This is a genomic window from Streptomyces sp. cmx-4-9, from assembly GCF_046548835.1.
In the GTDB taxonomy this organism is placed as follows: domain Bacteria; phylum Actinomycetota; class Actinomycetes; order Streptomycetales; family Streptomycetaceae; genus Streptomyces.
Genome location: NZ_JAEBEE010000007.1, coordinates 227,970 through 253,561, shown reverse-complemented (window position 1 = coordinate 253,561; position 25,592 = coordinate 227,970). Strand labels below are relative to the sequence as shown.

General features: G+C 72.0%; 20 protein-coding genes. 10 read left to right on the top strand and 10 right to left on the bottom strand.

All coding sequences use genetic code 11. The features are described 5' to 3' along the window. Positions 1-18 precede the first annotated feature (18 nt). The 3 genes from ACLJTM_RS22780 to ACLJTM_RS22770 are packed head-to-tail and all read left to right on the top strand — an operon-like array spanning position 19 to position 2,852. On the top strand, positions 19-969 hold the full coding sequence (locus ACLJTM_RS22780; RefSeq protein ID WP_411105530.1) for an EamA family transporter: 951 nt from the start codon (positions 19-21) through the stop codon (positions 967-969). 40 nt (positions 970-1,009) lie between these two features. Then, a complete protein-coding gene (locus tag ACLJTM_RS22775) occupies positions 1,010-1,939 on the top strand; it encodes a DMT family transporter (RefSeq protein ID WP_411105529.1) in 930 nt (309 codons plus the stop codon). Between the two features lie 10 nt (positions 1,940-1,949). Then, positions 1,950-2,852 (top strand): LysR family transcriptional regulator, encoded by a 903-nt coding sequence (locus tag ACLJTM_RS22770; protein WP_411105528.1) that lies wholly within the window; start codon positions 1,950-1,952, stop codon positions 2,850-2,852. Between the two features lie 66 nt (positions 2,853-2,918). Here ACLJTM_RS22770 and pepN (ACLJTM_RS22765) read toward each other — a convergent pair whose 3' ends face one another. After that, positions 2,919-5,504 carry an aminopeptidase N gene (pepN, locus tag ACLJTM_RS22765; RefSeq protein ID WP_411105527.1) on the bottom strand — a complete coding sequence of 862 codons (2,586 nt, stop codon included), beginning with the start codon at positions 5,502-5,504 and terminating at the stop codon, positions 2,919-2,921. A gap of 139 nt (positions 5,505-5,643) precedes the next feature. On the opposite strand from pepN (ACLJTM_RS22765), the gene ACLJTM_RS22760 reads away from it, so the two are divergent. Then, positions 5,644-6,144 (top strand): DUF1203 domain-containing protein, encoded by a 501-nt coding sequence (locus ACLJTM_RS22760; protein ID WP_411105526.1) that lies wholly within the window; start codon positions 5,644-5,646, stop codon positions 6,142-6,144. A 58-nt stretch (positions 6,145-6,202) separates the two neighbouring features. Here the strand turns inward: ACLJTM_RS22760 and ACLJTM_RS22755 are convergent, their stop codons facing one another. The 3 genes from ACLJTM_RS22755 to ACLJTM_RS22745 all read right to left on the bottom strand — a co-directional run bounded on the left by ACLJTM_RS22755 (position 6,203) and on the right by ACLJTM_RS22745 (position 11,693). Further along, complete coding sequence (locus tag ACLJTM_RS22755; protein WP_411105524.1) at positions 6,203-7,231, bottom strand: aspartate-semialdehyde dehydrogenase; 1,029 nt, start codon at positions 7,229-7,231, stop codon at positions 6,203-6,205. A gap of 304 nt (positions 7,232-7,535) precedes the next feature. Then, entirely contained in the window at positions 7,536-10,859 is a 3,324-nt protein-coding gene (locus ACLJTM_RS22750) for a S8 family serine peptidase (protein WP_411105523.1), read from the bottom strand. 273 nt (positions 10,860-11,132) lie between these two features. After that, positions 11,133-11,693: a CGNR zinc finger domain-containing protein gene (locus ACLJTM_RS22745; protein WP_411105522.1), complete on the bottom strand. Its 561-nt coding sequence runs from the start codon at positions 11,691-11,693 to the stop codon at positions 11,133-11,135. Positions 11,694-11,831: 138 nt separating this feature from the next. Between ACLJTM_RS22745 and ACLJTM_RS22740 the strand changes: the two genes are divergently transcribed. After that, a complete protein-coding gene (locus tag ACLJTM_RS22740) occupies positions 11,832-12,290 on the top strand; it encodes a VOC family protein (RefSeq protein WP_411105521.1) in 459 nt (152 codons plus the stop codon). Then, complete coding sequence (locus ACLJTM_RS22735) at positions 12,290-13,204, top strand: pyridoxamine 5'-phosphate oxidase family protein (protein WP_411105520.1); 915 nt, start codon at positions 12,290-12,292, stop codon at positions 13,202-13,204. Before ACLJTM_RS22740 ends, ACLJTM_RS22735 begins: the two co-directional genes overlap by 1 nt. On the opposite strand, the gene ACLJTM_RS22730 is transcribed toward ACLJTM_RS22735, so the two are convergent. Beyond that, positions 13,180-14,142 (bottom strand): hypothetical protein, encoded by a 963-nt coding sequence (locus ACLJTM_RS22730; RefSeq protein ID WP_411105519.1) that lies wholly within the window; start codon positions 14,140-14,142, stop codon positions 13,180-13,182. The two genes, ACLJTM_RS22735 and ACLJTM_RS22730, sit on opposite strands and share 25 nt — an antisense overlap. A 150-nt stretch (positions 14,143-14,292) precedes the next feature. After that, on the bottom strand, positions 14,293-16,851 hold the full coding sequence (gene pepN, locus ACLJTM_RS22725) for an aminopeptidase N (RefSeq protein WP_411105518.1): 2,559 nt from the start codon (positions 16,849-16,851) through the stop codon (positions 14,293-14,295). 139 nt (positions 16,852-16,990) lie between these two features. Here pepN (ACLJTM_RS22725) and ACLJTM_RS22720 point away from each other — a divergent pair, with 139 nt between their 5' ends. Beyond that, positions 16,991-17,638 (top strand): DsbA family protein, encoded by a 648-nt coding sequence (locus ACLJTM_RS22720; RefSeq protein ID WP_411105517.1) that lies wholly within the window; start codon positions 16,991-16,993, stop codon positions 17,636-17,638. A gap of 137 nt (positions 17,639-17,775) precedes the next feature. Here the strand turns inward: ACLJTM_RS22720 and ACLJTM_RS22715 are convergent, their stop codons facing one another. The 3 genes from ACLJTM_RS22715 to ACLJTM_RS22705 all read right to left on the bottom strand — a co-directional run bounded on the left by ACLJTM_RS22715 (position 17,776) and on the right by ACLJTM_RS22705 (position 21,611). Then, positions 17,776-18,432, bottom strand: coding sequence for a superoxide dismutase (locus ACLJTM_RS22715; RefSeq protein ID WP_411105516.1), 657 nt, complete (start codon positions 18,430-18,432; stop codon positions 17,776-17,778). Between the two features lie 182 nt (positions 18,433-18,614). Next, positions 18,615-20,027 carry an amino acid permease gene (locus tag ACLJTM_RS22710; protein WP_411105515.1) on the bottom strand — a complete coding sequence of 471 codons (1,413 nt, stop codon included), beginning with the start codon at positions 20,025-20,027 and terminating at the stop codon, positions 18,615-18,617. Between the two features lie 162 nt (positions 20,028-20,189). Beyond that, positions 20,190-21,611: an amino acid permease gene (locus tag ACLJTM_RS22705; RefSeq protein WP_411105514.1), complete on the bottom strand. Its 1,422-nt coding sequence runs from the start codon at positions 21,609-21,611 to the stop codon at positions 20,190-20,192. A 282-nt stretch (positions 21,612-21,893) separates the two neighbouring features. Between ACLJTM_RS22705 and ACLJTM_RS22700 the strand changes: the two genes are divergently transcribed. Next, positions 21,894-22,478 carry a biotin transporter BioY gene (locus ACLJTM_RS22700; protein ID WP_411105513.1) on the top strand — a complete coding sequence of 195 codons (585 nt, stop codon included), beginning with the start codon at positions 21,894-21,896 and terminating at the stop codon, positions 22,476-22,478. 87 nt (positions 22,479-22,565) lie between these two features. Here the strand turns inward: ACLJTM_RS22700 and ACLJTM_RS22695 are convergent, their stop codons facing one another. Beyond that, positions 22,566-23,999, bottom strand: coding sequence for an amino acid permease (locus ACLJTM_RS22695; RefSeq protein WP_411105512.1), 1,434 nt, complete (start codon positions 23,997-23,999; stop codon positions 22,566-22,568). A gap of 219 nt (positions 24,000-24,218) precedes the next feature. Here ACLJTM_RS22695 and ACLJTM_RS22690 point away from each other — a divergent pair, with 219 nt between their 5' ends. Further along, the gene (locus tag ACLJTM_RS22690; protein ID WP_411105511.1) at positions 24,219-24,704 is read left to right on the top strand and encodes a ribose-5-phosphate isomerase; all 486 of its coding nucleotides are present in this window, start codon (positions 24,219-24,221) and stop codon (positions 24,702-24,704) included. 77 nt (positions 24,705-24,781) lie between these two features. After that, positions 24,782-25,591, top strand: a complete 810-nt coding sequence (locus ACLJTM_RS22685) for an Fpg/Nei family DNA glycosylase (RefSeq protein WP_411105510.1) — start codon at positions 24,782-24,784, stop codon at positions 25,589-25,591. The last annotated feature ends 1 nt before the right edge of the window (position 25,592 follow it).

Genomic DNA, 25,592 nt, shown 5'->3' with positions numbered 1-25,592 from the left:
CGATTTCGGGGGGACACCATGAAGCGCTCCACCACCGTGGTCCTGACCGCCCTCGCGCCCGTCTCCTGGGGCTCGACCTACGCCGTCGCCACCGAGCTCCTGCCGCCCGACCGGCCCCTGTTCACCGGCGCGATGCGCGCCCTGCCCGCCGGGCTGCTGCTGGTCTCGCTCTCCCGCACCCTGCCCCGGGGCGCCTGGTGGTGGAAGTCCGCCGTCCTCGGCACCCTCAACATCGGCGCCTTCTTCCCGCTGCTGTTCCTCTCCGCCTACCGGCTGCCCGGTGGCGTGGCGGCCGTGCTCGGCTCCGCCGGACCGCTGTTCGTCGTCGGGCTCGCCGCCCTGCTGCTGGGGGAGCGGGCGAACCTGCGCACCGTACTCGCCGCGGTGGTGGCGGCCTTCGGCGTCGGCATGGTCGTCCTCACCGCGGAGGCCCGCCTCGACCTGCCGGGCGTCCTCGCCGGGGTGGTCTCCTCCGCCTCCATGGCCGCGGGGACGGTCATGGCCAAGCGCTGGGGGCGCCCGGAAGGGGTCGGGCCGCTGGCCGTCACCGGGTGGCAGCTCACCGCGGGCGGACTCCTCATCGCCCCCCTCGCCCTCCTCGTCGAGGGGGCGCCGCCCGCGCTCGACGGGCAGGCCCTCCTCGGCTACGGCTACCTGATGCTGATCAACACCGGTATCGCGTACTGGCTCTGGTTCCGCGGCATCGGGCGGCTCACCGCCACCTCCGTCACCCTCCTCGGCCCGCTCTCCCCGCTCACCGCCGCCGCCATCGGCTGGGCGGCGCTGGGGCAGGCGCTGTCCCCCGTCCAGCTGGCCGGCATGGCCCTCGCCTTCGGAGCCACCGTGGCCGGTCAGCTGCTGACCGCCCGGCCCACCGAGGCCGCCCAGGCTGCGCAATCGTTCAGTTCTCCTGAAGAGATCGATCGAAACATTTCGATGGACCTGAGTGATGGCCCGGTGCGACGGTAGACCCACGACCCCATCGCACCAGCCTCAGGAGGAGCACACAGTGGCCGTCTTGGACCGCGTCCGCACCGCAGCGCACGGCAGTTCCCCAGCCGCCGGGAAGAAGGGGAGCGCCGGACTCGGCGTCCTCCTCGCCCTGCTCGCGACGGTCGTCTGGTCCGGCAGCTTCGTCGCCACCCGGGGCATGGCCGACCACGTCCCGCCCGTGCAGGCCGTCTTCTGGCGCTGGATCATCGCCACCCTCGCGGTCGCCCCTTTCGCCGCCCGCCAGGCCTGGCAGCAGCGGGCCCTGATCCGCCGGCACCTCGGCTACGTCGCCCTCGCCACCCTCTTCGGCGTCACCCTCTACAACACCCTGGTGCACCAGGCCGGCCTGACCACATCCGCCTCCAACATGGGCATGATCATGGCGGCCTCCCCGGTCGTCATGGCGCTGTACGCCCGCCTCGGCGGGGAGCGGCTCGGCGCCCGGCGCGTCCTCGGACTCCTCGTCGCCGCCCTCGGCGTGCTGCTGCTCGTCGGGGACGGCCGCCTCGGCTTCGACTTCGGCGCCGGCGACCTGTGGATGTTCGGCGCCGCCCTGTCCTTCGCCACGTACAGCGCCCTGCTCAAGCGCAGGCCCGCGGAGATCGGCCAACTGGCCTTCCTGATCACCACCTTCATGCTCGGCGCCCTGATGCTCGCACCCGCCTACGCCGTCTCCGTCGCAGTCCAGGGAGGTTTCGAGGCCACCGCCGGAACCGTCGGACCGCTGCTGTACGTCGGCGTGTTCTCCTCGGCCGTGGCCTTCTTCGCCTGGAACAAGGCGGTCTCCACCATCGGGGCGGCCCGCGCCGGAGTCGTCTACTACCTCCAGCCCGTCTGCGTGGCCGGCCTCGGCTTCCTGCTCATCGGAGAGCACACCGGCCCGGCGCAGCTGCTGTGCATGGCGCTGATCCTCGGCGGGGTCGGGCTGGGCAGTGCCCGGCGGTAGGTTCGGTCCCGTGACCGAGTGGGACATCAAGAAACTGCGGATCCTGCGGGCCCTGGCCGAGCAGGGCACCGTCACCGCGACGGCCGAGGCGCTGCACATGACGCCCTCGGCCGTCTCCCAGCAGCTGACGAACCTGGCGCGGCAGCTCGGGGTGGTGCTGCTGGAGGCCCAGGGCCGGCGGGTGCGCCTGACCGACGCGGCCCACCTGGTCCTGCGCCATGCGGAGGCCGTGTTCGCGGAACTGGAGCGGGCCGACGCGGACCTGGCCGGCTACCTGGCCGGGGACGCGGGCGAGGTGCGGATCGGGGCCTTCTCGACCGCCGTGCCCGCCCTGGTCGTCCCCGCGGTGGCGGCGCTGCGGTCGACCCGCCCCGGCGTGGAGGTCCGGGTCCGGGAGACCGAGGCCGCGGAGGCCTACGCGCTGCTGTCCGCGGGCGTCGTCGACCTGGCCCTGTCCCTCGCGGCCCACGCGCCGACCGCGCGCGACCCCCGCTTCACCCGGATCACGCTGCTGGAGGACCCGCTGGACGTGGCCCTCCCGCCCGGCCACCCGCGGGCCGGCGCCCGCGGCCTGCGCCTCGCGGACCTCTCCGGCGACCCGTGGATCTACGGGGGCAGCGGCCCCTGGTCGGAGATCGCCCGCGGTGCCTGCGAGGCGGCCGGCTTCGTCCCGGAACAGGCCCACTCCGCCTCCGGCTGGACCGCGATCCTGGCCATGGTGGAAGCCGGCATGGGCGTGGCCCTGGTCCCGCGGATGGTCTCCCGGCGCGCCTCCGGGGTCGCCGTGCGCGTCCTCACCCATGACCGCCCCACCCGGCACGTCATCGCCGCGGTCCGCCGCGGGGCCGAATCCGCTCCGGCGGTGTCCCACGTCCTGGGCGCCCTGCGCGAGGTGGCCGCCGCCCGGCAGTAGCCCCGCCGGACCCGCGTACACCACCGCCCCCGCGGAGTTCCGCGGGGGCGGTGGCGTCTGACGGGATCAGCGCCGGGCAGCGGCGGCGTCGGCCGCCTGGGCCTTCAGGGCGCGCTCCACACCCGAGCGGGACTCCAGGACCAGGCGGCGCAGGGCCGCGTTCGGCTCGGCCGAGGCCAGCCAGGCGTCCGTCGCGTCCAGGGTCTCCTGCGAGACCTGGAGCGAGGGGTAGAGCCCCACCGCGATCTGCTGGGCGATCTCGTGGCTGCGGGTCTCCCAGACGCCCTTGACCGCCTCGAAGAACCGGGCGGTGTACGGGGCCAGCAGCTCGCGCTGACCGGTCTGGACGAAGCCGCCGATCACCGCCTCCTGCACCGCGTTCGGCAGCTCGGCCGAGTCCACCACCGAGGCCCAGGCCTCCGCCTTGGCCTCGGCCGTCGGCCGCGCCGCCCGGGCCGTCGCGGCGTGGCGCTCGCCCGCCGCGGTGGCATCCCGTCCGAGCTCCGCCGCGATCTCCGGCTCGTCGGCGGCTCCCGTCGCGGCGAGCCGCTCCAGGAAGGCCCACCGCAGGTCGGTGTCGACGGCCAGGCCGTCGATCTCCGCCGTGCCGTCCAGCAGCGCCGACAGCAGACCGAGCTGCTCCTCGGTGCGGGCCGTGGCCGCGAAGGCGCGGGCCCACGCCAGCTGGTGGTCGCTGCCCGGCTCGGCGGCGCGCAGGTGCTCCAGGGCGGCCTCCGTCCAGGTCGTCAGCCCCTCCTGGCGCCAGGCCGGGTCGGCGTACAGCTCGACGGCCAGCTTCACCTGCCGGTGCAGCGACTGCACCACGCCGATGTCGGACTCCTTGCCGATGCCCGAGAGGACCAGCGCCAGGTAGTCGCGAGTGGCGAGTTCGCCGTCGCGCGTCATGTCCCAGGCCGAGGCCCAGCACAGCGCCCGCGGCAGCGACTCGGCGAAGTCGCCGAGGTGCGCGGTGACCGCGGCCAGGGACTCCTCGTCCAGGCGGACCTTGGCGTAGGAGAGGTCGTCGTCGTTGAGCAGGACCACGGCCGGGCGGGCACGGCCCACCAGCTCCGGTACGGCCGTCAGCTTGCCGTCGATGTCCAGTTCGAGCCGCTCGGTCCGCACCAGGGCCCCGTCGCGCAGCTCGTACAGGCCGATCGCGATGCGGTGCGGCCGCAGCGTCGGCTCGCCCTTGGCGCCGGCCGGCAGGGCCGGGGCCTCCTGGCGGACCGCGAACGCCGTGATGACCCCCTCGGCGTCCGTCTCCACCTGCGGGCGCAGCACATTGATGCCGGCCGTCTCCAGCCAGGCCTTCGACCAGGCGGCCAGGTCGCGGCCGGAGGTCTCCTCCAGGGCGCCGAGCAGGTCGGACAGCCGGGTGTTGCCGAAGGCGTGCGCGGCGAAGTAGGCCTGTACGCCCTTGAAGAAGGCGTCCGTGCCCACATATGCGACGAGCTGCTTGAGCACCGAGGCGCCCTTGGCGTACGTGATGCCGTCGAAGTTGACCAGGACGTCGTCCAGGTCACGGATGTCCGCCATGATCGGGTGCGTGGACGGCAGCTGGTCCTGCCGGTACGCCCAGGTCTTCATCGAGTTGGCGAAGGTGGTCCACGCGTGCGGCCACCGGGAGCCCTCGGCGTCGGCCTGGCAGGCGATCGAGGTGTAGGTGGCGAAGGACTCGTTCAGCCACAGGTCGTTCCACCACTCCATGGTGACCAGGTCGCCGAACCACATGTGCGCGAGCTCGTGCAGGATCGTCTCCGCGCGCATCTCGTACGCGGCGTCCGTCACCTTCGAGCGGAAGACGTACTGGTCGCGGAGGGTGACCGCGCCCGCGTTCTCCATCGCGCCCGCGTTGAACTCCGGCACGAAGAGCTGGTCGTACTTGGCGAAGGGGTAGGCGTAGGCGAACTTCTCCTGGAACCAGTCGAAGCCCTGCCGCGTCACCTCGAAGATCGCGTCCGCGTCGAGGAACTCCGCCAGGGAAGGGCGGCAGTAGACGCCGAGCGGGACGGACTGCCCGTCCGGGCCCTCGTAGGAGCTGTGCACGGCGTGGTAGGGGCCGACGATCAGCGCGGTGATGTACGTGGAGATGCGCGGGGTCGGCTCGAAGCGCCAGATGTTGTCCTTGACCTCCTCCGCCGAGGGAGTCGGCGAGTTCGAGATGACCGTCCAGCCCTCGGGAGCCGTCACGGTGAACTGGAACGTGGCCTTGAGGTCGGGCTGCTCGAAGCTGGCGAAGACCCGCCGCGCGTCCGGCACCTCGAACTGGGTGTACAGGTAAGCCTGCTGGTCGACCGGGTCGACGAAGCGGTGCAGGCCTTCACCGGTGTTGGTGTACGCGCAGTCCGCGACGACCCGGAGCTCGTTGGGCCCGGCCGCCAGGTGCGCCAGGGTGATCCGCGAGTCCCGGAAGACGGCGGCGACGTCCAGCGCCCTGCCGTTCAGGACGACCTCGTGCACGGCCGGGGCGACCAGGTCGATGAAGGTCTCGGCACCTGCCTCGGCCGACTGGAAGCGCACGGTGGTCACGGAGGGGTAGGTCCCGCCGTCCTGCGCGCCGCTGAGATCGAGTGCGATCTCGTACGAGTCGACGGTGAGCAGCTTTGCCCGCTGCTGAGCCTCTTCACGGGTGAGATTCGTGCCTGGCACGCGGTCATCTCCTTCGATGGTGACGTTCCGGCCCATCCTTCCACGGGGGTGCGGGTCACCGCGCCGGAGTAGTCCAGGGGCGAACGCGACGTCGCGAACCCGCCGGACAGCGGGCCGCGGCGGCGGCACGCTGGAGGACATGACCAGCAGGTACCGGGCCAGGCCCATCGAAGAAGCGGCGCTCGACGAGCTCCGCACGCACGACGACGCGGGCGTGCAGCGCCTCCCCCGCACCGACGAGGAGGGCGGGGCGCCACTGCGCTGCTGCCTGCGGACCAGCGAGCCCGGCGAGCGCATCGCGCTGGTCTCCTACGCGCCCCTGCGCCGCTGGGCCGCCCGGACCGGCGCCGACCCCGGCGCCTACGACGAGCAGGGTCCGGTGTTCGTACACGCCGAGGCCTGCGCGGGGCCCGCCCCCGGCGGCGGGTACCCCTTCGCCCGGGCCGGCGCCGTCCGTACCGCCCGGCGCTACGACGCCCGCGGGCACATCCTCGGCGGGCAGGTCCTCGACCTCGCCGTGGACCCCGACGGGGTGCTGGAGCGGGCCCTCGACGCGGCCTTCGCCGATCCCGCGGTGGCCCTCGTGCACGTCCGGGCCGCCGAGTTCGGCTGCTTCCACTTCGAGGTCCGCAGGCCGTGACGTGCGGGAGGGGCGGGCGCCGCGGGCGCCCGCCCCTCCCGCACGGCCGACGGGACGGTCAGCCGCGCAGTTCCTCGGCCACCAGCTCCGCGATCTGGACCGCGTTCAGCGCCGCGCCCTTGCGCAGGTTGTCATTGGACAGGAACAGCGCGAGGCCGTTGTCCGCCGTCTCGTCGGCGCGGATGCGGCCCACGTACGAGGCGTCCTTGCCCGCGGCCTGCAGGGGCGTAGGGATCTCCGAGAGCTCGACGCCGGGCGCGTCCTTGAGCAGCTCGTACGCGCGCTCCACGCTGAGGGGGCGTTCGAAGCGGGCGTTGATCTGGAGGGAGTGGCCGGAGAAGACCGGCACGCGCACGCAGGTGCCGGACACCTTGAGGCCGGGGATCTCCAGGATCTTGCGGGACTCGTTGCGCAGCTTCTGCTCCTCGTCGGTCTCGAAGGAGCCGTCGTCGACCAGGTTGCCCGCGAGCGGGACCACGTTGTAGGCGATCGGGCGCCGGTAGACCTGCGGCTCGGGGAAGTCCACGGCCCCGCCGTCGAAGGTCAGCCGGTCGGCGTGCTCGGAGACCGCCGAGGCCTGGCCCTTGAGCTCGGCGACGCCCGCCAGGCCCGAACCGGACACGGCCTGGTAGGTGGTCGCGACCAGCGCGGACAGTCCGGCCTCGGCGTGCAGCGGGCGCAGCACGGGCATCGCGGCCATGGTGGTGCAGTTCGGGTTGGCGATGATGCCCTTGGGGCGGTTGCGGACCGCGTGCGGGTTGACCTCGGAGACGACCAGCGGGACCTCGGGGTCCTTGCGCCAGGCGGAGGAGTTGTCGATCACGACGGCGCCCTGCGAGGCGACCTTCTCGGCCAGGGCCTTGGAGGTGGCGCCGCCCGCGGAGAAGAGCACGATGTCCAGGCCGGTGTAGTCGGCCGTGGAGGCGTCCTCGATGGTGATGTCCCGGTCCTCCCACGTCAGGGTGGAGCCCGCGGAACGGGCCGAGGCGAACAGCCGCAGCTCGTCCACCGGGAACTTGCGCTCGGCGAGGATGCCGCGCATGACTGCGCCGACCTGTCCGGTGGCTCCGACGATTCCGACCCTCACGGTGACTCCTCTGGTACGTACGACGCGGGCGCGCGTGGAGCCATCATGCGTTCGACCCCACGAGCCTTGTCCAATCCATTGTCCGAGGAACGGACGGTGTCCTGGAGGCGCACCCCCGTGACCCCGGCGCGGCGGGCGTGCCACAGGGCTGTCGGATGCCCGTTTCGCCTGGTCTGAGCTGGTGAGTGGCCGCTCTGCCGGGTCCGGACCCCCGGACACGGCCGAAGGGGCGGGCGCCCGATCCGGGCGCCCGCCCCTCCGTCATGCGTCCTGCGTCATGCGTGATCCGGTCAGCCGGTCGCGGCTACGGCAGGACCTTCTCGATCTGCACGCTGCCGGTGCCGGCGGCGGTGCCGCGGGCGTTGAGCAGCTGGACCTGGCCGAAGAACTGACGGCCCTCGGGGGCCGCGCTGTTGACCAGGACGTTCGCCGAGACGGACGCCGAGGCGCCGGAGGCGAGGTTCACCGCGGCGGCCTCGTCGACCTGGACGGAGCCCAGGGCGGCCGAGAAGAACACGTCGCGGTAGTCGTACGTGGTGGAGCCGGACGGGATCGCGTAGCCCAGCACCTCGATGGTGTAGGTGCCCGCGGCCGGGTTCACCAGGCTCACGGCCTCCTCGGAGTCGCCGTCGGCGGACGTGCCGACCTTGACGCCGTCCTTGTAGACGTCCAGGTCGAGGTCGGCGCCCGTGTCGGACGTCTTGCCGATGGCGATGTCGAGGCGGGAGACGCCCGCGCCGATGGTGACCTCGGTGGTCTGGGTCTCGCCGGTGGCGATGGTCGGCTTGGCGACCTTCGCGGAACCGAGCGGGCCGCCCTTGAGCTTGCCGCCGGAGATGGCCGCCGCGTCGTTCTTGACGGTCCACTGGACCGGCGCCGGGGTGCCCTGCTTGACCTCGGGCAGGACCTTGACCGCGGGGTCGAAGGCCGCGCCGAGCACGGAGACGTCCAGCCGGTACGGGTTGTCCAGCAGCGGCGACGTACGGCGCGACTCGACCTCGATCTCCCACACGCCCGGCTGCGGGTCCGCGTAGGAGCGCAGGTCGGGGCGGCAGGTGTTCGCCGGGTTGTTGTAGTTCGGGTAGCACTGGGTGGTCGCGCTGTCCTCGACGCCCAGGCCGTACGGGTGGATCGAGATGAAGCGGGTCTGGCTGCCGGCCGCGAGTCCGCCGAGGGCGACCTCCAGGGTCTTGGCGCCCTGCGGGACGGTCACGAAGTACGACTTGTGGCTGTTGCGCTGCACCGAGGAGGTGTCCGACAGCGTGAACGAGGGCTTCGCCAGCGGGGTGGAGGCGACGACCGTCGTCAGGATCTGCTTGTCGATGCCCTCGGTGGTCTCGTCGTCCAGCTGCAGGATGCCGCTGTGCACGCCGGCCGACGTGGCCTTGGCCTCGACCTTGATGGTGACGGGCTTGTTCAGCGGCAGGGTGACGTAGTCGTAGCCGCCGATGACCTTGAAGGTGCCGTCGTTGTTGCGCCAGCTCAGGTTGTGCCGGGTGCCGTACTTGACGCCCGTGGTGCGGGTGACGACGACGTCGTAGACCTTCTTCTGGCCGACCTTGAGGCCGCCCTCGCGGTCGTAGACGCCGGTGCCGAAGCCCGGGGTCTTCAGGAACTGGTCGATCGCGGTGTCGACCGGCGCCTTGACGGTGAACTCGTTCGCCTTGGCGTCGCGCTGGATGGACTCCCACGCGCCGATGACGTCGATCAGGCCGGAGCCCTGGGCGTGCGCCGGGACGTCGGCGATCTTCTTCGCGCTGCTGGTGAGCGCGACCCGCAGGGAGGCCGGGGTCAGCTTGATGCCCTGCTGCTTCGCCGCCGAGATCAGCAGGGCGCTGGCGCCCGCCGCCTGCGGCGAGGACATCGAGGTGCCCTGGAGCATCCCGTAGCCGGCCGGGAGGGTGTAGCCCGCCTCGGCCACCGGGGCGCCCGGCAGCCAGGTCTGGATGGTGTTGATGGCCGCACCGGGGGCGGTGATGGTCGGCGTGAACCCGCCGTCCTCACGCGGACCGCGCGAGGAGAAGGGGAACATGTTGTACTTCTTGGCCACGCCGGACCCGTAGTTGGCGGCCCAGGTCTCCTTGGAGACCGCCGCGCCCACGGAGATGACCTTGTCCGCGAGACCGGGGTCGCCGATGGTGTTGACTCCGGGGCCCTCGTTGCCCGCCGAGATGACGAGCTGGACACCGTAGGTGTCGATGAGGTTCTTGTAGAGCTCGGAGCGCGCGTTGTTGCCGTCGTTCAGCGCCGGGAGGCCGCCGATCGACATGTTGACGATGTCCACCCCGCGGTTGACGACGAGGTCGATCATGCCTTCGGTCAGCGCGATGTTGGTGCAGCCGCCGGACCAGGAGCAGGCGCGCGAGGAGACGAGCTTGGCGCCGGGCGCCTCACCGTTCATCTTGCCGCCGAAGAGGCTGTGGGCGGCGGTGATGCCGGCGACGTGCGTGCCGTGCTCGGACTCGATGATGCCGACGTTGACGAAGTCGGCCTTCTTGCCGACCCAGTCACCGCCCAGCGGGTCCATCGGGACGTCCTTGCGGATCTCGATCACGAACGGGATGCGCTCGGCGACCTCGGTCGCCGGGTTGTCCGTGCCGAAGTAGCCGATCTGGTAGCCGTCCTTGTACGGCTTCATCGGCTCGTTGTTCGTGAAGTCGCCGTCCTGGTCGGTGTCGACCCGGACGGTGCCGGCCGCCACGTCGTAGAGCAGCCCGAACCGGTCGGTGGTGTCGCCGTCGCGGTTGACGTCGCCCTTCATGTCACCGTTGGCCGTGATCGACTCGCTGAAGCGGCTCCACTGGAAGGTGCCCTCGGGGGCCTTCCAGCTCTGGCCGCCCGCGGAGAAGGTGCCGCCGGCGGAGGTGACGGGAGTGATCTGGGCGCGCCAGGTGCCGTCGTTGTCCGTGATCGGGTCGGTGGCCGTGACCCAGTCGACGATCTTGCGCTCGCCGGTGGTGGTCTTCTGCAGGGCCGGGTGGCCGAGGTCGACGCCGGAGTCCATGATGCCGATGGTCACGCCGCGGCCGTCGGCCTGCGGGTTGTCCTGGACGAAGTCCACCGCACCGGTCTCGAAGGACGGGTTGTACGGGTTCTTCGCCGGGGTGTTCTTGTCCGGCGCCGCGTAGGTCTCGGCGGCGGTCTTCTTCACCGTGCCGCTCTCGCGGTCGGCGTCGGGGCGCGGTTCCGGCAGCTTGATCTCGTGCCGCAGGTCGATGCCGTGCACGGAGGAGAGCTTGGCTGCCGCCTTCAGGGCGTCGTCCGCCTTGCCGGTGGGCAGGGTGGCGCGGACGTAGCCCAGCTTGTCGTACGTCCGGCCCACGGAGGCGCCCTGCACGGCGTCGAGCTGGTCGGCCACCTGCTTGGTCTGCCCGGGAGCGGTCGCGACCATGACGGTGACGTTCGCGTCGCCCTTGGCCTTGGCCTCCTGGAGGAGTTCCGCATCGGCCGAACCGAGCTTCTGCTCCGCCGACTTGACGGCCGGGTTGGTGACCGGTGCGTCGGTGCCGTTCGCGGCGAAAACGGGCGCGGCGCCGGTGGCCGCGAGGGCGGCGACCAGGCCGGCCGCGGCCGCGACGCGTGCGACGCGTCTGGCCCCGGGTATGGAGCTGGGGGATTCGAGGGTCATCAGCATCCCTGGTAAGTGAAAGAAACGGTCCGGATTTCGGTGCCGGATGACCGGTCAGCTTTGCGCAAGGGACAGCTGTTTGGGGAGAGTTGTCATTGACCGAGACCTGCCATGGCGGACTCTCGCCAGCGCAGGCTACCCGCCAGTAGGGCCGTACCTGGGCAGACCGGTGTGAACCTCAGGCTCCGCTGAGTAGATTTGTCGACGTGGCGGCCTCGCGTCGCCCCCGGGGCGTGGTGTGGCTCCGGGGCGGGTGTGACAGATTCCGACCGCTCAGCGCTCGCGCGTGCGCGCGTAGTGGCGCGAGGCTTTCGCGCGGTTTCCGCAGGCGGCCATCGAGCACCAGCGCCGGGTGCCGTTGCGCGACACGTCGTGGAAGTGCAGGACGCAGCTCTCCGCGGCGCAGGCGCGGATCCGGTCGGGGGAGGAGCCCAGCAGCTCCAGGTAGTCCCGCGCCGCCGTCCAGGCGGGACCCCACGCCGGATCGGCGAACTCGGCACGCTCGCCGGGGCCTTCGGGGCCCAGGGTGGCGCGGATGCGGCCGTGTTCCAGGACGGCGTCGACCAGCGCGCGGGCCTTCTCGTCGGCCGGGTCCGCGACGGCGCGGGCCAGCACCTCGCGGGCGGTCAGCAGGTGGACCAGGGTCGGGGCGTCGGCACGGAAGCGGTCGGCCAGGCCGACGGCCTCCAGCCAGATCGCGAGGCCCTCCAGACGGCTCAGCCCGGCCGCGCCCGCGAAGAGGTCGAGCCGCTCGCCGTCCGCGACCCAGCGGGTGTTGAGCAGGTCGAGGGCCACCGGCTCCCCGGTCAGGGGTCGTGGGTCCGCCGCCGTCATGTCCGTCTCCTCGGGTCGCTAACCCCTCAAGGGTACGTGAACGGTTGACGCGCCCAGAGCTAACCCTTAATCTTGAAATAGAAGGTTAGACATCCCGGCCGCAGCCCGCTGTGGCACGACCCGGGGGAAGGGATCTCCATGACCACCGCCATCAGCCCGCTCCGCACCGGCCACGTCGGCCTGAACGTCACCGATCTGCACCGCGCGCTCGTCTTCTACCGGGACGCCCTCGGCTTCGAGGTGCTGGGCGAGGGCGCGCAGGACGGGCGCCGCCACGCCTTCCTCGGCCAGGACGGCGCGCTCGTGCTCACCCTGTGGCAGCAGGCCGCCGACGGGTACGACCCGGCTGCGGCCGGACTGCACCACCTGGCGCTCTCGGCCGGATCCATCGAGGAGGTGCGGGAGTACGAGGAGCGGCTGCGCGGCCTCGGCGTCGCCTTCGCGTACGAGGGCGTCGTCGCCCACGGCGAGGGCGCGGCCTCCGGCGGCATCTTCTTCCACGATCCCGACGGCACCCGCCTGGAGATCTCCGTCCCGACCGGCGCCCTAGGGGCTCCCGCCCCCAACGCCTCCGCTCCGACCTGCGGGTTCTTCTGATGCCCGGCTACCACTGGGGATCGCTCGCCGTACAGGAGCGGGTGGGTGTGCGCGAACTGGCCGAACACGTGGGCCGCTCCATCGGTCCCGGCATCAAGGACGTCGCCGCGGCCTTCCTCGGGCTCCAGCCCCACCTGGTCGTCGGCGCCGCCGACGGGGAGGGCCGGCTGTGGGCCTCGCTGCTCACCGGCGCCCCCGGCTTCGTCCGGGCCACCGGGCCGGACAGGATCGCGGTCACGGGGGGTCTACCGGAGGGGGACCCGCTCGCCGGGGCGCTGGCCGCGGACGGCACCCGGGTGGGCACCCTCGCGCTCGATCCGCGGACCCGGCGCCGGATGCGGCTCAACGGGACCGTGGAGGCGACCGGGCGGGGCTTCGCCGTCCGGGCCGAGCAGGTCTTCGCCAACTGCCCCAAGTACCTGCAGAAGCGCACCCCGCTGGAGCTCGCGACCGAGGGAGCCGGCGTGCTGCGGCGGGGTGGGTCGCTGACCGCCGCCCAGCAGCGGGCCGTCACCGGCGCCGACACCTTCTTCATCGCCACCACGCAGGACGGGGACGGGGCGGACGCCAGCCACCGGGGCGGCCTGCCGGGCTTCGTGCAGGTGCTGTCGCCGGTCGACCTGGCCTGGCCGGACTACCCCGGCAACGCCATGTTCCTGACCCTCGGGAACCTGGTGGCCGACCCGAGGGCCGCGCTGCTCTTCCCCCACTGGGAGAGCGGCGCCGTGCTCCAGCTCAGCGGCCGGGCCCGGACGGAGTTCGGGGCCGACGGGAGCCGCGCCGTCCGCTTCCGGGTGGAATCGGTGGTGGAGAGCCTGCACCCCGGACGGCTGCTGTGGAGCGCGCCGGAGTTCTCGCCGGCGAACCCTGCGCTGCCGCAGCCGCCTGCTCACCGGGGCAGCACCACCAGGTAGGCGGCGGGCTCGTGGTCGGCGGCGGCCGTCAGTGCCGTCCGTACGACCGCCGCCTGCTGCTCCGGCCAGTCCCGCAGCTTGCGCGGGGTGATGTGGATGACGGTGATCCCCAGCCGCTCCAGGGTCTCGCGCTTGCGGACGCTCTCCGACCACTGCTCGTCCTCGCCCTGGCGCGGGGCGCGGGTGTCGATCTCGACGGCCACCGCCTGCTCGGGCCAGTAGGCGTCCACCCCGCCCAGGTGCGGGCCGCCGGGCAGCCGCAGGTCCACGTTCCAGACGGGCTCGGGGAGTTGGTGGCCCCGTACGAGGTGGTACAGCCGGTCCTCGGCCATCGCGCGGCCCTCCGCGAGGAGGGACTCCACGGCGTCGACCACGTGCGGCCGGTTCAGCAGCCGGGCCACCGTCAGCTCCCGGACCACCGCGGCCGGTTCGCAGTGCCCGGCGCGCACGGCCTCGCTGAGCAGGGCGCGCACCGAGGCGGCGTCACCGAGCCCTGCGACGGCGTCGGCGACGGCCCGGGCGACGGGCGCCACCGGGAGCCCGGTCACCTCCTGGGACCGCGGCGGGGTGTGGGCGCGCACGATCCGCACGTCCCCGGTGGACCGCAGGCGGCGGGTGCCCGGCACCAGGACGTCGATGAGCGGGAGGGCGAGCAGCGCGGGCGCGGAGGCGAAGCGGTACAGCGCCAGGGCTGCCAGTCCGGTGATCATGGCCTCGCCCCCGCCGCGCCGCCCCGCGTACAGCAGCGCCGCGTGCAGCCGCTCCTCGCTGGTCGCGGGACCGGAGTGGAGGAGGAACACCCCGGGCAGGATCTGCCGCCACGGGCGCCCGGCGGCGTCGGAGGCGCTCACGCCGTGCTCGCGCAGCTGGGCCAGCGTCAGCACGCGGGGGCGGCTGCCGGTGAGGTGGGCCAGGGGGAGGGGTGCGTTCTGGTTCATGACGCAGTGATTCCCTCAGGCCATGGCCTTGCTAACCCCTGTTACACGCTCGTCGACAAATCCGGACAAGCCGGGGCTAAAGTACGGGCGTTCGACTGCCGATAGGCTGCCCCACGGGGCCCGGGAGTACCCCGGACCCCGCCGCAGGCATCAGGCGGAAGCCGCCGCGTCGCAGCCCTGGGCGCGCAGGGCGCGCGCCAGGTCGTCACGGGCCTCCAGTACCAGCCGGCGCAGGGCCGGAGCCGCATCCGTGTGCGCCGCCAGCCAGGCGTCGGTCGCTTCCAGCGTGGCCGCGTCGTCCTGGAGCGAGGGGTACAGGCCCCGCACCACGTCCATGGCGATCTGGATGGACCGCTCCCGCCACAGCCGTTCGAGGGCTGCGAAGTAGCGGTCCGTGTACGGCGCCAGCAGGGCCCGCTGCGAGGACTGCTGCATCCCCGAGATGGTCGCCTCCACCAGCGCGTTCGACAGGCTGTCCGACTCCACGACCGCCGCCCAGGCCTGGTCCTTGACCGCCGCCGAGGGACGGGCCGCGAGGCACCGCACCTGGTGCCGCTTGCCCGAAGCCGTGTCGTCGCGCGCCAGTTCGGCGTGGACCGCGTCCTCGTCGACCGCTCCGTGGGCGGCCAGCGGCAGCAGGAAGTCCCAGCGCAGCTCCTGGTCCACCTCCAGTCCGTCGATGCGCGCGGAGCCTTCCAGCAGGCCGAGCAGCAGCTGGAAGTCGCCTTCCGTCGCGGCGCACGCGGCGAAGAACCGGGCCCAGGTCAGCTGGTGCTCGGAGCCCGGCTCCGCCAGCCGCAGCTGGTGCAGGGCGCCCGCCGCCAGCTCCCGGCCGCCCTGCTCGCGCCACTGCGGCGCCGCGTAGCGGGTGACCGCCGTCAGCGTCTGGGCGTGCAGCATCTGCAGCACGCCGACATCCGTCTCGCGGCCCCCGTGCGCCAGGAGCAGCGCGACGAAGTCGCGTGCGGGCATCAGCCCGTCCCGGGTCAGGTTCCACAGCGCCGACCAGCCCAGGGCCCGGGCGAGCGGGTCCGTGAGGTCGCCCAGGTGCGCCCGCAGCGTGGCGAGCGAGACCTCGTCGAAGCGGATCTTGCAGTAGGTCAGGTCCTCGTCATTGACCAGCACCAGGTCGGGCCGCTCCACGCCGGCCAGTTCCGCGACCACGGTCCGCGGACCTGCCACGTCCGCCCCGGCCCGCGCGTAGCGGACCAGCGAGCCGTCGGCCTCGACCCGGTACAGGCCGACCGCGACCCGGTGGGGGCGCAGCTCGTCGCCCTCCTGGAGCACCGCCAGCTCCGTCACGCGCCCGCCGGCGTCACAGGTCACCGCCGGGGTCAGCACGTTCACACCCGCGGTCTGGAGCCAGGCCCGCGACCATGCCGCCATGTCGCGCCCGGACACCTCGCCCAGCACCGACAGCAGGTCGTCCAGGGTGGTGTTCCCGTAGGCGTGCGCCGTGAAGTAGCGCCGAGCGCCCTCCAGGAAGGCCTCCCGCCCCACGTACGCGACCAGCTGCTTGAGGACGGACGCACCCTTGGCGTAGGTGATTCCGTCGAAGTTCAGCTTGGCGTCCTGCAGGTCGCGGATGTCGGCCGTGATCGGGTGGGTGGACGGCAGCTGGTCGGCCCGGTACGCCCAGGCCTTGCGGTTGTTGGCGAAGGTCACCCAGGCCTGGTCGAAGCGGGTGGCCTCCGCCAGCCCGAAGGACCCCATGAAGTCGGCGAAGGACTCCTTCAGCCACAGGTCGTCCCACCACTTCATGGTGACCAGGTCGCCGAACCACATGTGCGCCATCTCGTGCAGGATGACGTTCGCACGCCGCTCGTACGAGGCCTGCGTGACCTTCCCGCGGAAGATGTACTCCTCGCGGAAGGTCACCATCCCCGGGTTCTCCATCGCGCCCAGGTTGTACTCCGGCACGAAGGCCTGGTCGTACTTCCCGAAGGGGTACGGGTAGTCGAAGATCTCGTGGAAGAGGTCGAAGCCCTGCTTGGTGACCAGGAAGACGTCGTCCGCGTCGAAGTGCTTGGCCAGCCCCTTGCGGCACATCGCGCCCAGCGGGATCGTCAGGTCCCCGCGCGTGTAGGTGTCGCTCACGTAGTGGTAGGGGCCCGCCACCACGCAGGTGATGTACGTGGAGATCGGCCGGGTCTCGGCGAACCGCCACACCCCGCCCTCGCGGGACTCCTCGGCGCCGTTGCTCCACACCTGCCAGCCCTCGGGCGCGCTCACCTCGAAGCGGTAGGGCGCCTTCAGGTCGGGCTGTTCGAAGTTGGCGTACACCCGCCGGGCGTCGGCCGGTTCGTACTGGGTGTAGAGGTAGACCTCGCCGTCCTCGGGGTCCACGAAGCGGTGCATGCCCTCGCCGGTCCGGCTGTACGCGCAGTTCGCGTCCACCACCAGGACGTTCTCGGCGGCCAGGTCCGCGAGCGCGACCCGCGCGCCGTCGAAGACCTCCGCCGGGTCCAGCGCGCGCCCGTTCAGGGTCACGGCGTTCACCGAGGGGGCGATCAGGTCCGCGAACGTGGTGGCGCCCGGGGTCGCCGCCCGGAAGCGGACGGTCGTCACCGAGCGGAAGGTGCGGGGGCCCGAGGCCGGTTCGGCCCCGTCCACCGCGGACCTCAGGTCGAGGACCACCTCGTACCCGTCGACGGACAGCAGCTCGGCCCGTTCGCGGGCCTCGTCGCGGGACAGATTCTCTCCGGGCACGTGCACTCCTTCGTGCGTGATCGCGTTCTCCGAACGAATCCTCCCACGGTGGGAATGCGTGCGACCGCGGCCTGGTTGGCGACGGGGAGCGTGACGCAGTGACGCCCCCCTTTTTCCCGCAAGAGGTTCGAGGAGAGACATGACCGACACCCAGGTGCGCGAGAAGACCCCCGTCGACTTCTGGTTCGACCCGCTGTGCCCCTGGGCCTGGATGACGTCCCGCTGGGTGCTGGAGGTCGAGAAGGTCCGCGACGTCGAGGTCCGCTGGCACGTGATGAGCCTGGCCGTGCTCAACGAGAACAAGCTCGACGAGCTGCCCGAGACCTACCGCGAGCTGCTCGGCCCCAAGGGCTGGGCCCCGGTGCGCGTGGTCGTGGCGGCCCAGCAGAAGCACGGCGAGGAGGTCACCGGCAAGCTCTACACCGCCCTCGGCACCCGGATCCACAACGAGGGCCAGGGCCCCACCCGCGAGGTCATCGCCGCCGCGCTGGAGGAGGTCGGCCTGCCCTCCGAGCTGCTCGCCTACGCCGATTCCGACGAGTACGACGAGGTGCTGCGCGCCTCCCACAACGACGGCATCGACCGCGTCGGCCAGGAGGTCGGCACGCCGGTGATCTCCGTTCCCGGAGCCGACGGCGACGACGTGGCCTTCTTCGGCCCCGTGGTCACCCCCACCCCGCGCGGCGAGGCCGCCGCCCGCCTGTGGGACGGCACCCTGCTCGTCGCCTCCACCCCGGGCTTCTACGAGATCAAGCGCACCCGGACCCAGGGCCCGTCCTTCGAGTAGCCCGCCGAGTAGCCGGCGCCCGGCCGGGAACGCAGCGGACCCCCGTGAGTCACGTCCTCACGGGGGTCCGCTGGTGGAAACGCCCGCACGCGAAGGTGGAGAAGACGATCACGAGGCGGGCGGCTCTTCGGTGCCGGTCAGCCCTTGGCGGGGATCAGCAGCGGGGTGCGCGCCTTGGCGTCGGCGTAGCGCGCGGCCACGTCCTGCCAGTTGACGACATTCCACATGGCCTCGATGAAGTCCACCTTCTGGTTCTTGTACTGCAGGTAGAAGGCGTGCTCCCAGGCGTCGAAGACCAGGATCGGTACGGAGCCCTGGCCCACGTTGCCCTGGTGGTCGTAGACCTGCTCGACGATCAGACGGCCGCTGACCGGCTCGTACGCCAGCACGCCCCAGCCGGAGCCCTGCGTCGCGGAGGACGCGAAGGTCAGCTGCTTGCGGAAGGCGGCGAAGGAGCCGAAGGACTCGGCGATCGCTGCCGGGAGCTCTCCCAGGCCGTCCTTCTCGTCCGGGATGCCGCCGCCCTCACCGGTCTTGGGGCTCGCCATGTTGTGCCAGTAGATGCTGTGCAGGATGTGGCCGGAGAGGTGGAACGCGAGGTTCTTCTCCAGGCCGTTGAGCGCGCCCCAGTTCTCCTTGGCGCGCGCCTCCTCCAGCTGCTCCAGCGTGGTGTTGGCGCCCGCGACGTAGGCCGCGTGGTGCTTGTCGTGGTGCAGTTCGATGATCTGCGGATTGATCACCGGCTCCAGCGCCGCGTAGTCGTAAGGAAGCTCAGGAAGCGTGTAGATGGCCATGCGTGTATCCGGTCCCCTCGGCGTGCCAACTGCTATTGCAATTAATGCGCAACTGCACGCTAGCAGTAGCTAGTCCGGTCTGCATGTAAGGGTCGCCTGCCCTGTGCGGTCCCGGGAACGACGGAGGCCGGTCCCGTGCGTGCGCACGGGACCGGCCTCGGGAGCGGGAGGGCCGGGCGGGGTCAGTCGGCCCGTCGGCCCGCGGTCCGGCGCTGCAGCGCGTACCCGGTCGCCGCGAGGGCGACGGTCAGGCCGCCGGTGAAGAGCACCTGCACGCGGGTGTCCTCGCCCAGCGCCATCAGCACCAGCACGCCGGCCACCCCGGCCAGGGCCACCCAGGTCAGGTAGGGGAAGCCCCACATCTTCACGACCAGCTTCCCGGGCGCCTCGCGCTCCAGCCGGCGGCGCAGCACGAACTGCGAGACGGCGATGAAGCCCCAGACGACGAGGATGACCCCGCCGACCATGTTCAGCAGCCAGGCGAAGAGGGTGTCCGGGTACCAGTACGAGAGCAGCACGGTGACGAAGCCGAAGCCGGAGGAGGCGAGCACCGCCCGGCGCGGCACCCCGCCCGAGACCCTGCCCAGGGCCCGGGGCCCCTGGCCGCGGGCGACCAGCGAGTAGGCCATCCGCGAGGAGCCGTAGATGTTGGCGTTCATGGCGGAGAGCAGGGCGATCAGGATCACCACGTTCATGATCTCGCCGGCCCCCGCGATGCCCAGGTGGTCCAGGGCCGCGGCGTAGGGGCCGTCGGCCGTCACCGCCGGGTCGTTCCACGGCAGCAGGGTGACGATGACCAGCATGGAGCCGACGTAGACGATCGCGATCCGCCACATGGTGGTCCGCACGGCCTTGGCCACCCCCCTGACCGGGTCCTCGGACTCGGCGGCCGCGATGGTCACCGTCTCCAGCCCGCCGTAGGCGACCACCGAGGCCAGCAGTCCGACCAGCAGCCCGTCCACGCCCTTCGGCAGGAAGCCGCCGTCGTGCACCAGGTTGGCCGTGCCGGGGGAGGAGGTGCCGGGCAGCAGCCCCAGGACGGCCAGCACGCCCAGGCCCAGGAAGAGTCCGATGGCGCAGATCTTGAGGGCGGCGAACCAGAACTCGAACTCGCCGAAGCGGGAGACGGCGCCCAGGTTGGACCCGCAGAAGACGGCCATGAACAGCGCCACCCACATCCAGGACGGGGTGCCGGGGAACCAGCCGGTCATGATGTGGGCCGCGCCGATGGCCTCGATGGCCACGCCCACGCAGAGCAGCGTCCAGAACATCCAGCCGGCCGTGAACCCGGCCCAGGGGCCGACGGCCCGCTCCGCATGCACCGAGAAGGAACCGGAGGCGGGGTTCGTGGCGGACATCTCGCCGAGCATCCGCATCACGAACAGGACGAGCACCCCGGAGGCCGCGTAGGCCAGGACGATCGAGGGGCCGGCGGCGGCGATGCCCGCCCCGGACCCCACGAAGAGCCCGGCCCCGATGACCCCGCCGAGGGCGATCATCGAGAGGTGGCGCTGCTTGAGTCCGCCGCCCAGGGGGGAGGGGGCGCCGGCCGGCGGCGCCTGCTGCTCGGGGGGTGAGATCGTGCTGTGGCTCATGGGCCTCAGTTTCCCCATCGTCCGATAGTCGGACGTTTTGCGTCCGACATGCGGACGGATGCTTGACGGACCGTGACCGCACCCCTTCGCGACGTCGAGCGGGCCGGAACCCCGCAGGGCCCGGCCCGCTCGACGGCGCCCCGGACGGACGGGCGGTACCGGCTAGGACGCCGCCCGGTCCGCGGCCCCCCGGCGCCGGTCCCGCAGCTCGCGCAGGCCCGCCACCGCCAGGACCGCCGCGGCCGCCCCCGAGGACCACAGCAGCTGCGGCCGGGCGGCTTCGTCGAACAGCATCAGGACCAGGACCGCCGCCATGCCGAGGAGCGCGGCCCAGGTGAGGTACGGGAAGAGCCACATCGGCAGGGTGAGCCGCTCCGGCATGTCCCGCTCGATGGTCCGGCGCAGCTTCAGCTGGGAGACGGCGATCAGCGCCCACACGAACAGCAGGACCGCGCCGACCGCGTTCAGCATGTACAGGAAGATCGTGTCCGGCCACAGCAGGTTCAGCACCACCGAGACGAAACCGAAGGCCACCGAGGCGAAGACCGCCCGCCGCGGCACCCCGTCGCGCGAGACCCGCAGCAGGGACGCGGGAGCCTCGCCGCGCTCGGCCAGCGAGAGGACGATGCGCGAGGACCCGTACAGGTTCGCGTTGAGCGCCGACAGCAGGGCCACGAACACCACGACGTTCATGATCTGGCCGGCCCCCCGGATCCCGAGGGAGTCCAGGACGGCCACGTACGGGCTCTCGCCCGGCTCCAGCGAGTCCCAGGGCAGCAGGGTGACGATGACCAGCATCGAGCCCACGTAGAAGAAGAGGATGCGCCACACCGCGCTGCGCACGGCGCGCGCCACCGAGCGGGCCGGGTCGTCCGACTCGGCGGCCGCGATCGTGACGACCTCCAGGCCGCCGAAGGCGAAGACGACCGCGAGCATCCCCGCGATGACCCCGCCGAAGCCCGCCGGGAAGAAGCCGCCCTGACCGGTCAGGTTGGCCAGGCCCACCGGCTCGGTGTCGGGCAGCAGCCCGAAGACCGCGAGGGTGCCGAGGGCCAGGAAGAGCACGATCGCCCCGACCTTCAGCGCGGCGAACCAGAACTCGAACTCGCCGAAATTGCGCACGGCGGCCAGGTTGGCGGCGGTGAAGACCACCATGAACAGGAGCACCCAGACCCACTGGGCGACCGCGGGCAGCCACCCGTGGGCGATCTTCGCGGCGGCGGTGGCCTCCACGGCGAGCACCACGACCAGCAGGAACCAGTACAGCCAGCCCGCCGAGAAGCCCGCCCACCGGCCCAGGGCCTTCTCCGCGTACACGGAGAAGGAGCCGGAGGCGGGCATCGCTGCGGACATCTCGCCGAGGGCCCGCATCACCAGCATCGCGAGGACGCCCGCGAGCAGGTAGGAGCAGATGATCGCGGGCCCGGCGATGGCGATGCCGGCCCCGGAGCCGACGAAGAGCCCGGCGCCGATCACACCGCCGAGACCCAGCATGGTCAGGTGGCGCTGCTTGAGGCTGTGGCTCAACGGCTCTGCGGGCAGGTCGGGTGTGGACGGAGAAGCTTCTGGCGTGCGGTCGGGCATCAGGGGCGCTCGTACTCTCGTTCGGCCCAGCGGTGGTGGGGGGCTCCGCGCCGGATTGGCGGGACCCTACAGTCTCACCGGGGGGCTGCCTTCCGTGCAAAACGGACGTGTTGTCGGATCTTCCCCGTGATGCGCATCACGCCCTCGCGGGGGAGGGGGCGGTCTTTGTCCGGTCCCCACCAAACCGGGGAGTACGCCTTTGTGGCGGGCGGCGGTGGGGCCGCGGCGGACCGCGCACTAACGTCGGTGATCGTCCCGTCACCACCACCTCCCGGAGCCCCGATGAGCACCGCTTCCGTCTCCTTCCGGCCCGGCGCCGTCCTCGCCGACCTGCTGCCCGCGAGCCGCGTCCGCGACATCGCCCTGGTCACCGGCGGAGCCGCGCTGACCGGCCTCGCCGCGCAGATCGCCGTGCCCGTCCCCGGCTCCCCGGTCCCCGTCACCGGCCAGACCTTCGCGGCGCTGCTGGTGGGCACCGCCTTCGGCGCCCGCCGCGGCTTCCTCGCGCTGGCCCTGTACGCGCTCCTCGGCTCGGCGGGGCTGCCCTGGTTCGCCGACGGCACCTCGGGCGCGGGCGGCGCCTCGTTCGGCTACGTGCTGGGCATGCTGCTCGCCGCCACCCTCGTCGGCGCCCTCGCGCGGCGCGGCGCCGACCGCTCGGTGCTGCGGACGGCGGGCACGATGGTGCTCGGCTCCGCCGTGGTCTACGCGGTGGGCGTGCCGTACCTGATGGCCGCGACCGGCATGTCCCTCGGCGCGGCCGTGGCGGCCGGCCTGGTCCCCTTCCTCGTCGGCGACGCCCTCAAGGCGGCCCTGGCCATGGGCGCGCTGCCCGCCGCCTGGAAGCTGGCCGGCCGCCGCGGCTGAGCCCGGCTCCCGCACCCGCACGGCAGCCCCGGACCACGCGCGGTGGTCCGGGGCTGCCGTGCGGGTGCGCAGCGGGGCGGGCGGCCGTCAGCCGCGGGCCGCGGCCTTGCGGCGCATGTCGCGCACCACGCCGATGACGAGCACCACGGCCGCCACCAGCAGGGACAGCAGGACGACCTCGCGGTTGTCCTTGTCGTAGACCATGTAGGCCAGCACGAAGGTGATCATCGCGGCGGTGGCCCAGGTCAGGTACGGGAAGAGCCACATCTTGACGGCGAGCTTCTCCGGGGCCTCGCGCTCCAGGATCCGGCGCATCCGCAGCTGGGTCAGGCAGATGACCAGCCACACGAAGAGGGCGATGGCACCCGAGGAGTTCAGCAGGAAGCTGAAGACCGTGTCCTTGAAGGCGTAGTTGAAGTAGACGGCGACGAAGCCGAACACCACGGAGCCCAGGATCGCGGCCGTCGGCACGCCCCTCTTGTTGACCTTGGCGAAGGCCTTCGGCGCATCGCCGCGCTCGCCCAGCGAGAACGCCATGCGGGAAGCGGTGTACAGGCCCGAGTTCAGGCAGGACAGCACGGCGGTCAGGACGATCACGTTCATGATCTGGCCGGCGTGCGCGATGCCGATCGAGTCCAGGGCGGCGACGTAGGAGCCCTTCTCGACGATCGACTGGTCGTTCCACGGCAGCAGGGTCAGGACGATGAAGATCGAGCCCAGGTAGAAGATGCCGATGCGCCAGATCACCGAGTTGGTGGCCTTGGTGACCGCGCGCCGCGGGTCCTCGGACTCGCCGGCCGCCAGCGTGACGATCTCGCTGCCCATGAAGGAGAAGACGACCATCAGCACACCGGTGAGGATCGAGCCCCAGCCGTTGGGCATGAACCCGCCGGTGTCGGTGAGGTGGGCGAAGCCCGCGCCCGGGTTGTCCGAGCCCGGCAGCACGCCGAACACGGCCAGCATGCCGATGACCACGAACGCGCCGATGGCGACGACCTTGATGCCCGCGAACCAGAACTCGAACTCGCCGTACGAGGCGACCGAGCCGAGGTTGGTGACGGTCAGGACCGCCATCACGATCAGCGCCCAGGCCCACTGCGGGACGGCCGGGACCCATCCTTCGAGGATGACCGCACCGGCGGTGGCCTCCACGGCGAGCACGACGACCCAGAAGAACCAGTAGAGCCAGCCGATGGAGAATCCGGCCCACCGGCCGAGCGCCCGGTCGGCGTACGCCGAGAAGGAGCCCGAGTTCGGGCTGGCGGCCGCCATCTCGCCCAGCATCCGCATCACGAAGACGACCATGGCGCCGACGAGTGCGTACGAGACGAGGATGGCCGGTCCGGCCTTGGCGATGCCGCCGCCGGAGCCGACGAAGAGACCGGCGCCGATGACACCGCCAATGGCGATCATGGACAGGTGGCGGTTCTTGAGACCGGCCTTCAGACCGTCTGAGGACGGGGCGGACCCGGGTTCACCGGAAGGGTCGCCTGTCTTCTTAAGGGTCGACGTGGAACTCATGGACGGATCCTTAGGTTCTCGGGTTGCGAGCCCCGGCATTCAAACCTGAGATGAACGCAGGACGGAAGACCTCAATCCGGATCGTTGCCTTGGGATGAACGTCCAGGACCTCGGTCCTGCCGTGTCCCATCTGCGTTCTTTGGGTTTACTTGAGCTTTAGAAGTGATTTACGCGACACCCGCTGCGGGCCCGCGGGCCCCCACGTGCCACACTCGGACCATGCGCGTGTACCTCGGATCCGACCATGCCGGTTTTGAGCTCAAGAACCACCTGGTGGACTGGCTCAAGAACAACGGCCACGAGCCCGTCGACTGCGGGCCCCACATCTACGACGCCGTGGACGACTACCCCCCGTTCTGCCTGCGCGCCGCGGAGAAGACCGCCGCGGACGCCGACAGCCTCGGCATCGTGATCGGCGGCTCCGGCAACGGCGAGCAGATCGCCGCGAACAAGGTCAAGGGCGTCCGCGCCATCCTCGCCTGGAGCGTGGAGACCGCGAAGCTGGGCCGTGAGCACAACAACGCCAACGTGATCTCCGTCGGCGGCCGCATGCACCCCCAGGACGAGGCCGTCAGCTTCATCGAGGCCTTCCTGGCGACCCCGTACTCCGGCGAGGAGCGCCACACCCGCCGTATCGACATGCTCACCGCCTACGAGCAGACCGGCGAGCTCCCCCCGATCCCCGCCCACCACCCGCAGGGCTGATCCCCCTTCCGGCCGCGCCGCCCCCGTCTCCCGGGGAACGGCGCGGCCGTTTCCGTCCGTACGCGAGGAGCACCACCGTGCCCGAGGGGCATACGATCCACCGCCTGGCCGAGGACCACCTCGAACGGTTCGCCGGCCGGGAGACCGCCGTCAGCAGCCCCCAGGGCCGGTTCGCCGACAGCGCGGCCCTCCTCGACGGCCGGGTCCTGGACGCCGTCGACGCCCACGGCAAGCACCTCTTCCTGGGCTTCCGGGACAGCGGCTGGATCCACATCCACCTGGGGCTCTTCGGCAAGTACGCCCTCGGACCCGCGCCCGCCCCCGCGGCCGGCGACACGGTCCGGCTGCGCCTGGCCAACGACGCCTGGTACTCCGACCTGCGCGGCCCGACCGTCTGCGCCTGGGTCACGGACGCCGAGAAGGCCGCGATAGGCGACCGGCTGGGCCCCGACCCGCTGCGCCCGGGGGACGACCCGGACCGCGCCTGGGCCCGGATCTCCCGCTCGCGGACCACCGTCGCCGCCCTGCTCATGGACCAGAAGGTGGTCGCGGGCGTCGGCAACGTCTACCGCGCCGAGGTCCTCTTCCGGCACGGCATCGACCCGTACCGCCTCGGCAAGGACCTCACCCGCGCCGAATGGGACGCCCTGTGGGCCGACCTGGTCCTGCTGATGCGCGAGGGCGTGCGCAACAACCGCATCGACACGGTCCGCGACGAACACCTCCCCGAGGCCATGGGACGGCCCCCGAGAGTCGACGACCACGGCGGAGAGGTCTACGTCTACCGCCGCGCGCACCAGCCCTGCCACCTCTGCGGAACCGAGGTCCGCACCGCCGGACTCGCCGCGCGCAACCTCTTCTGGTGCCCCGGCTGCCAGACCCGCTGAC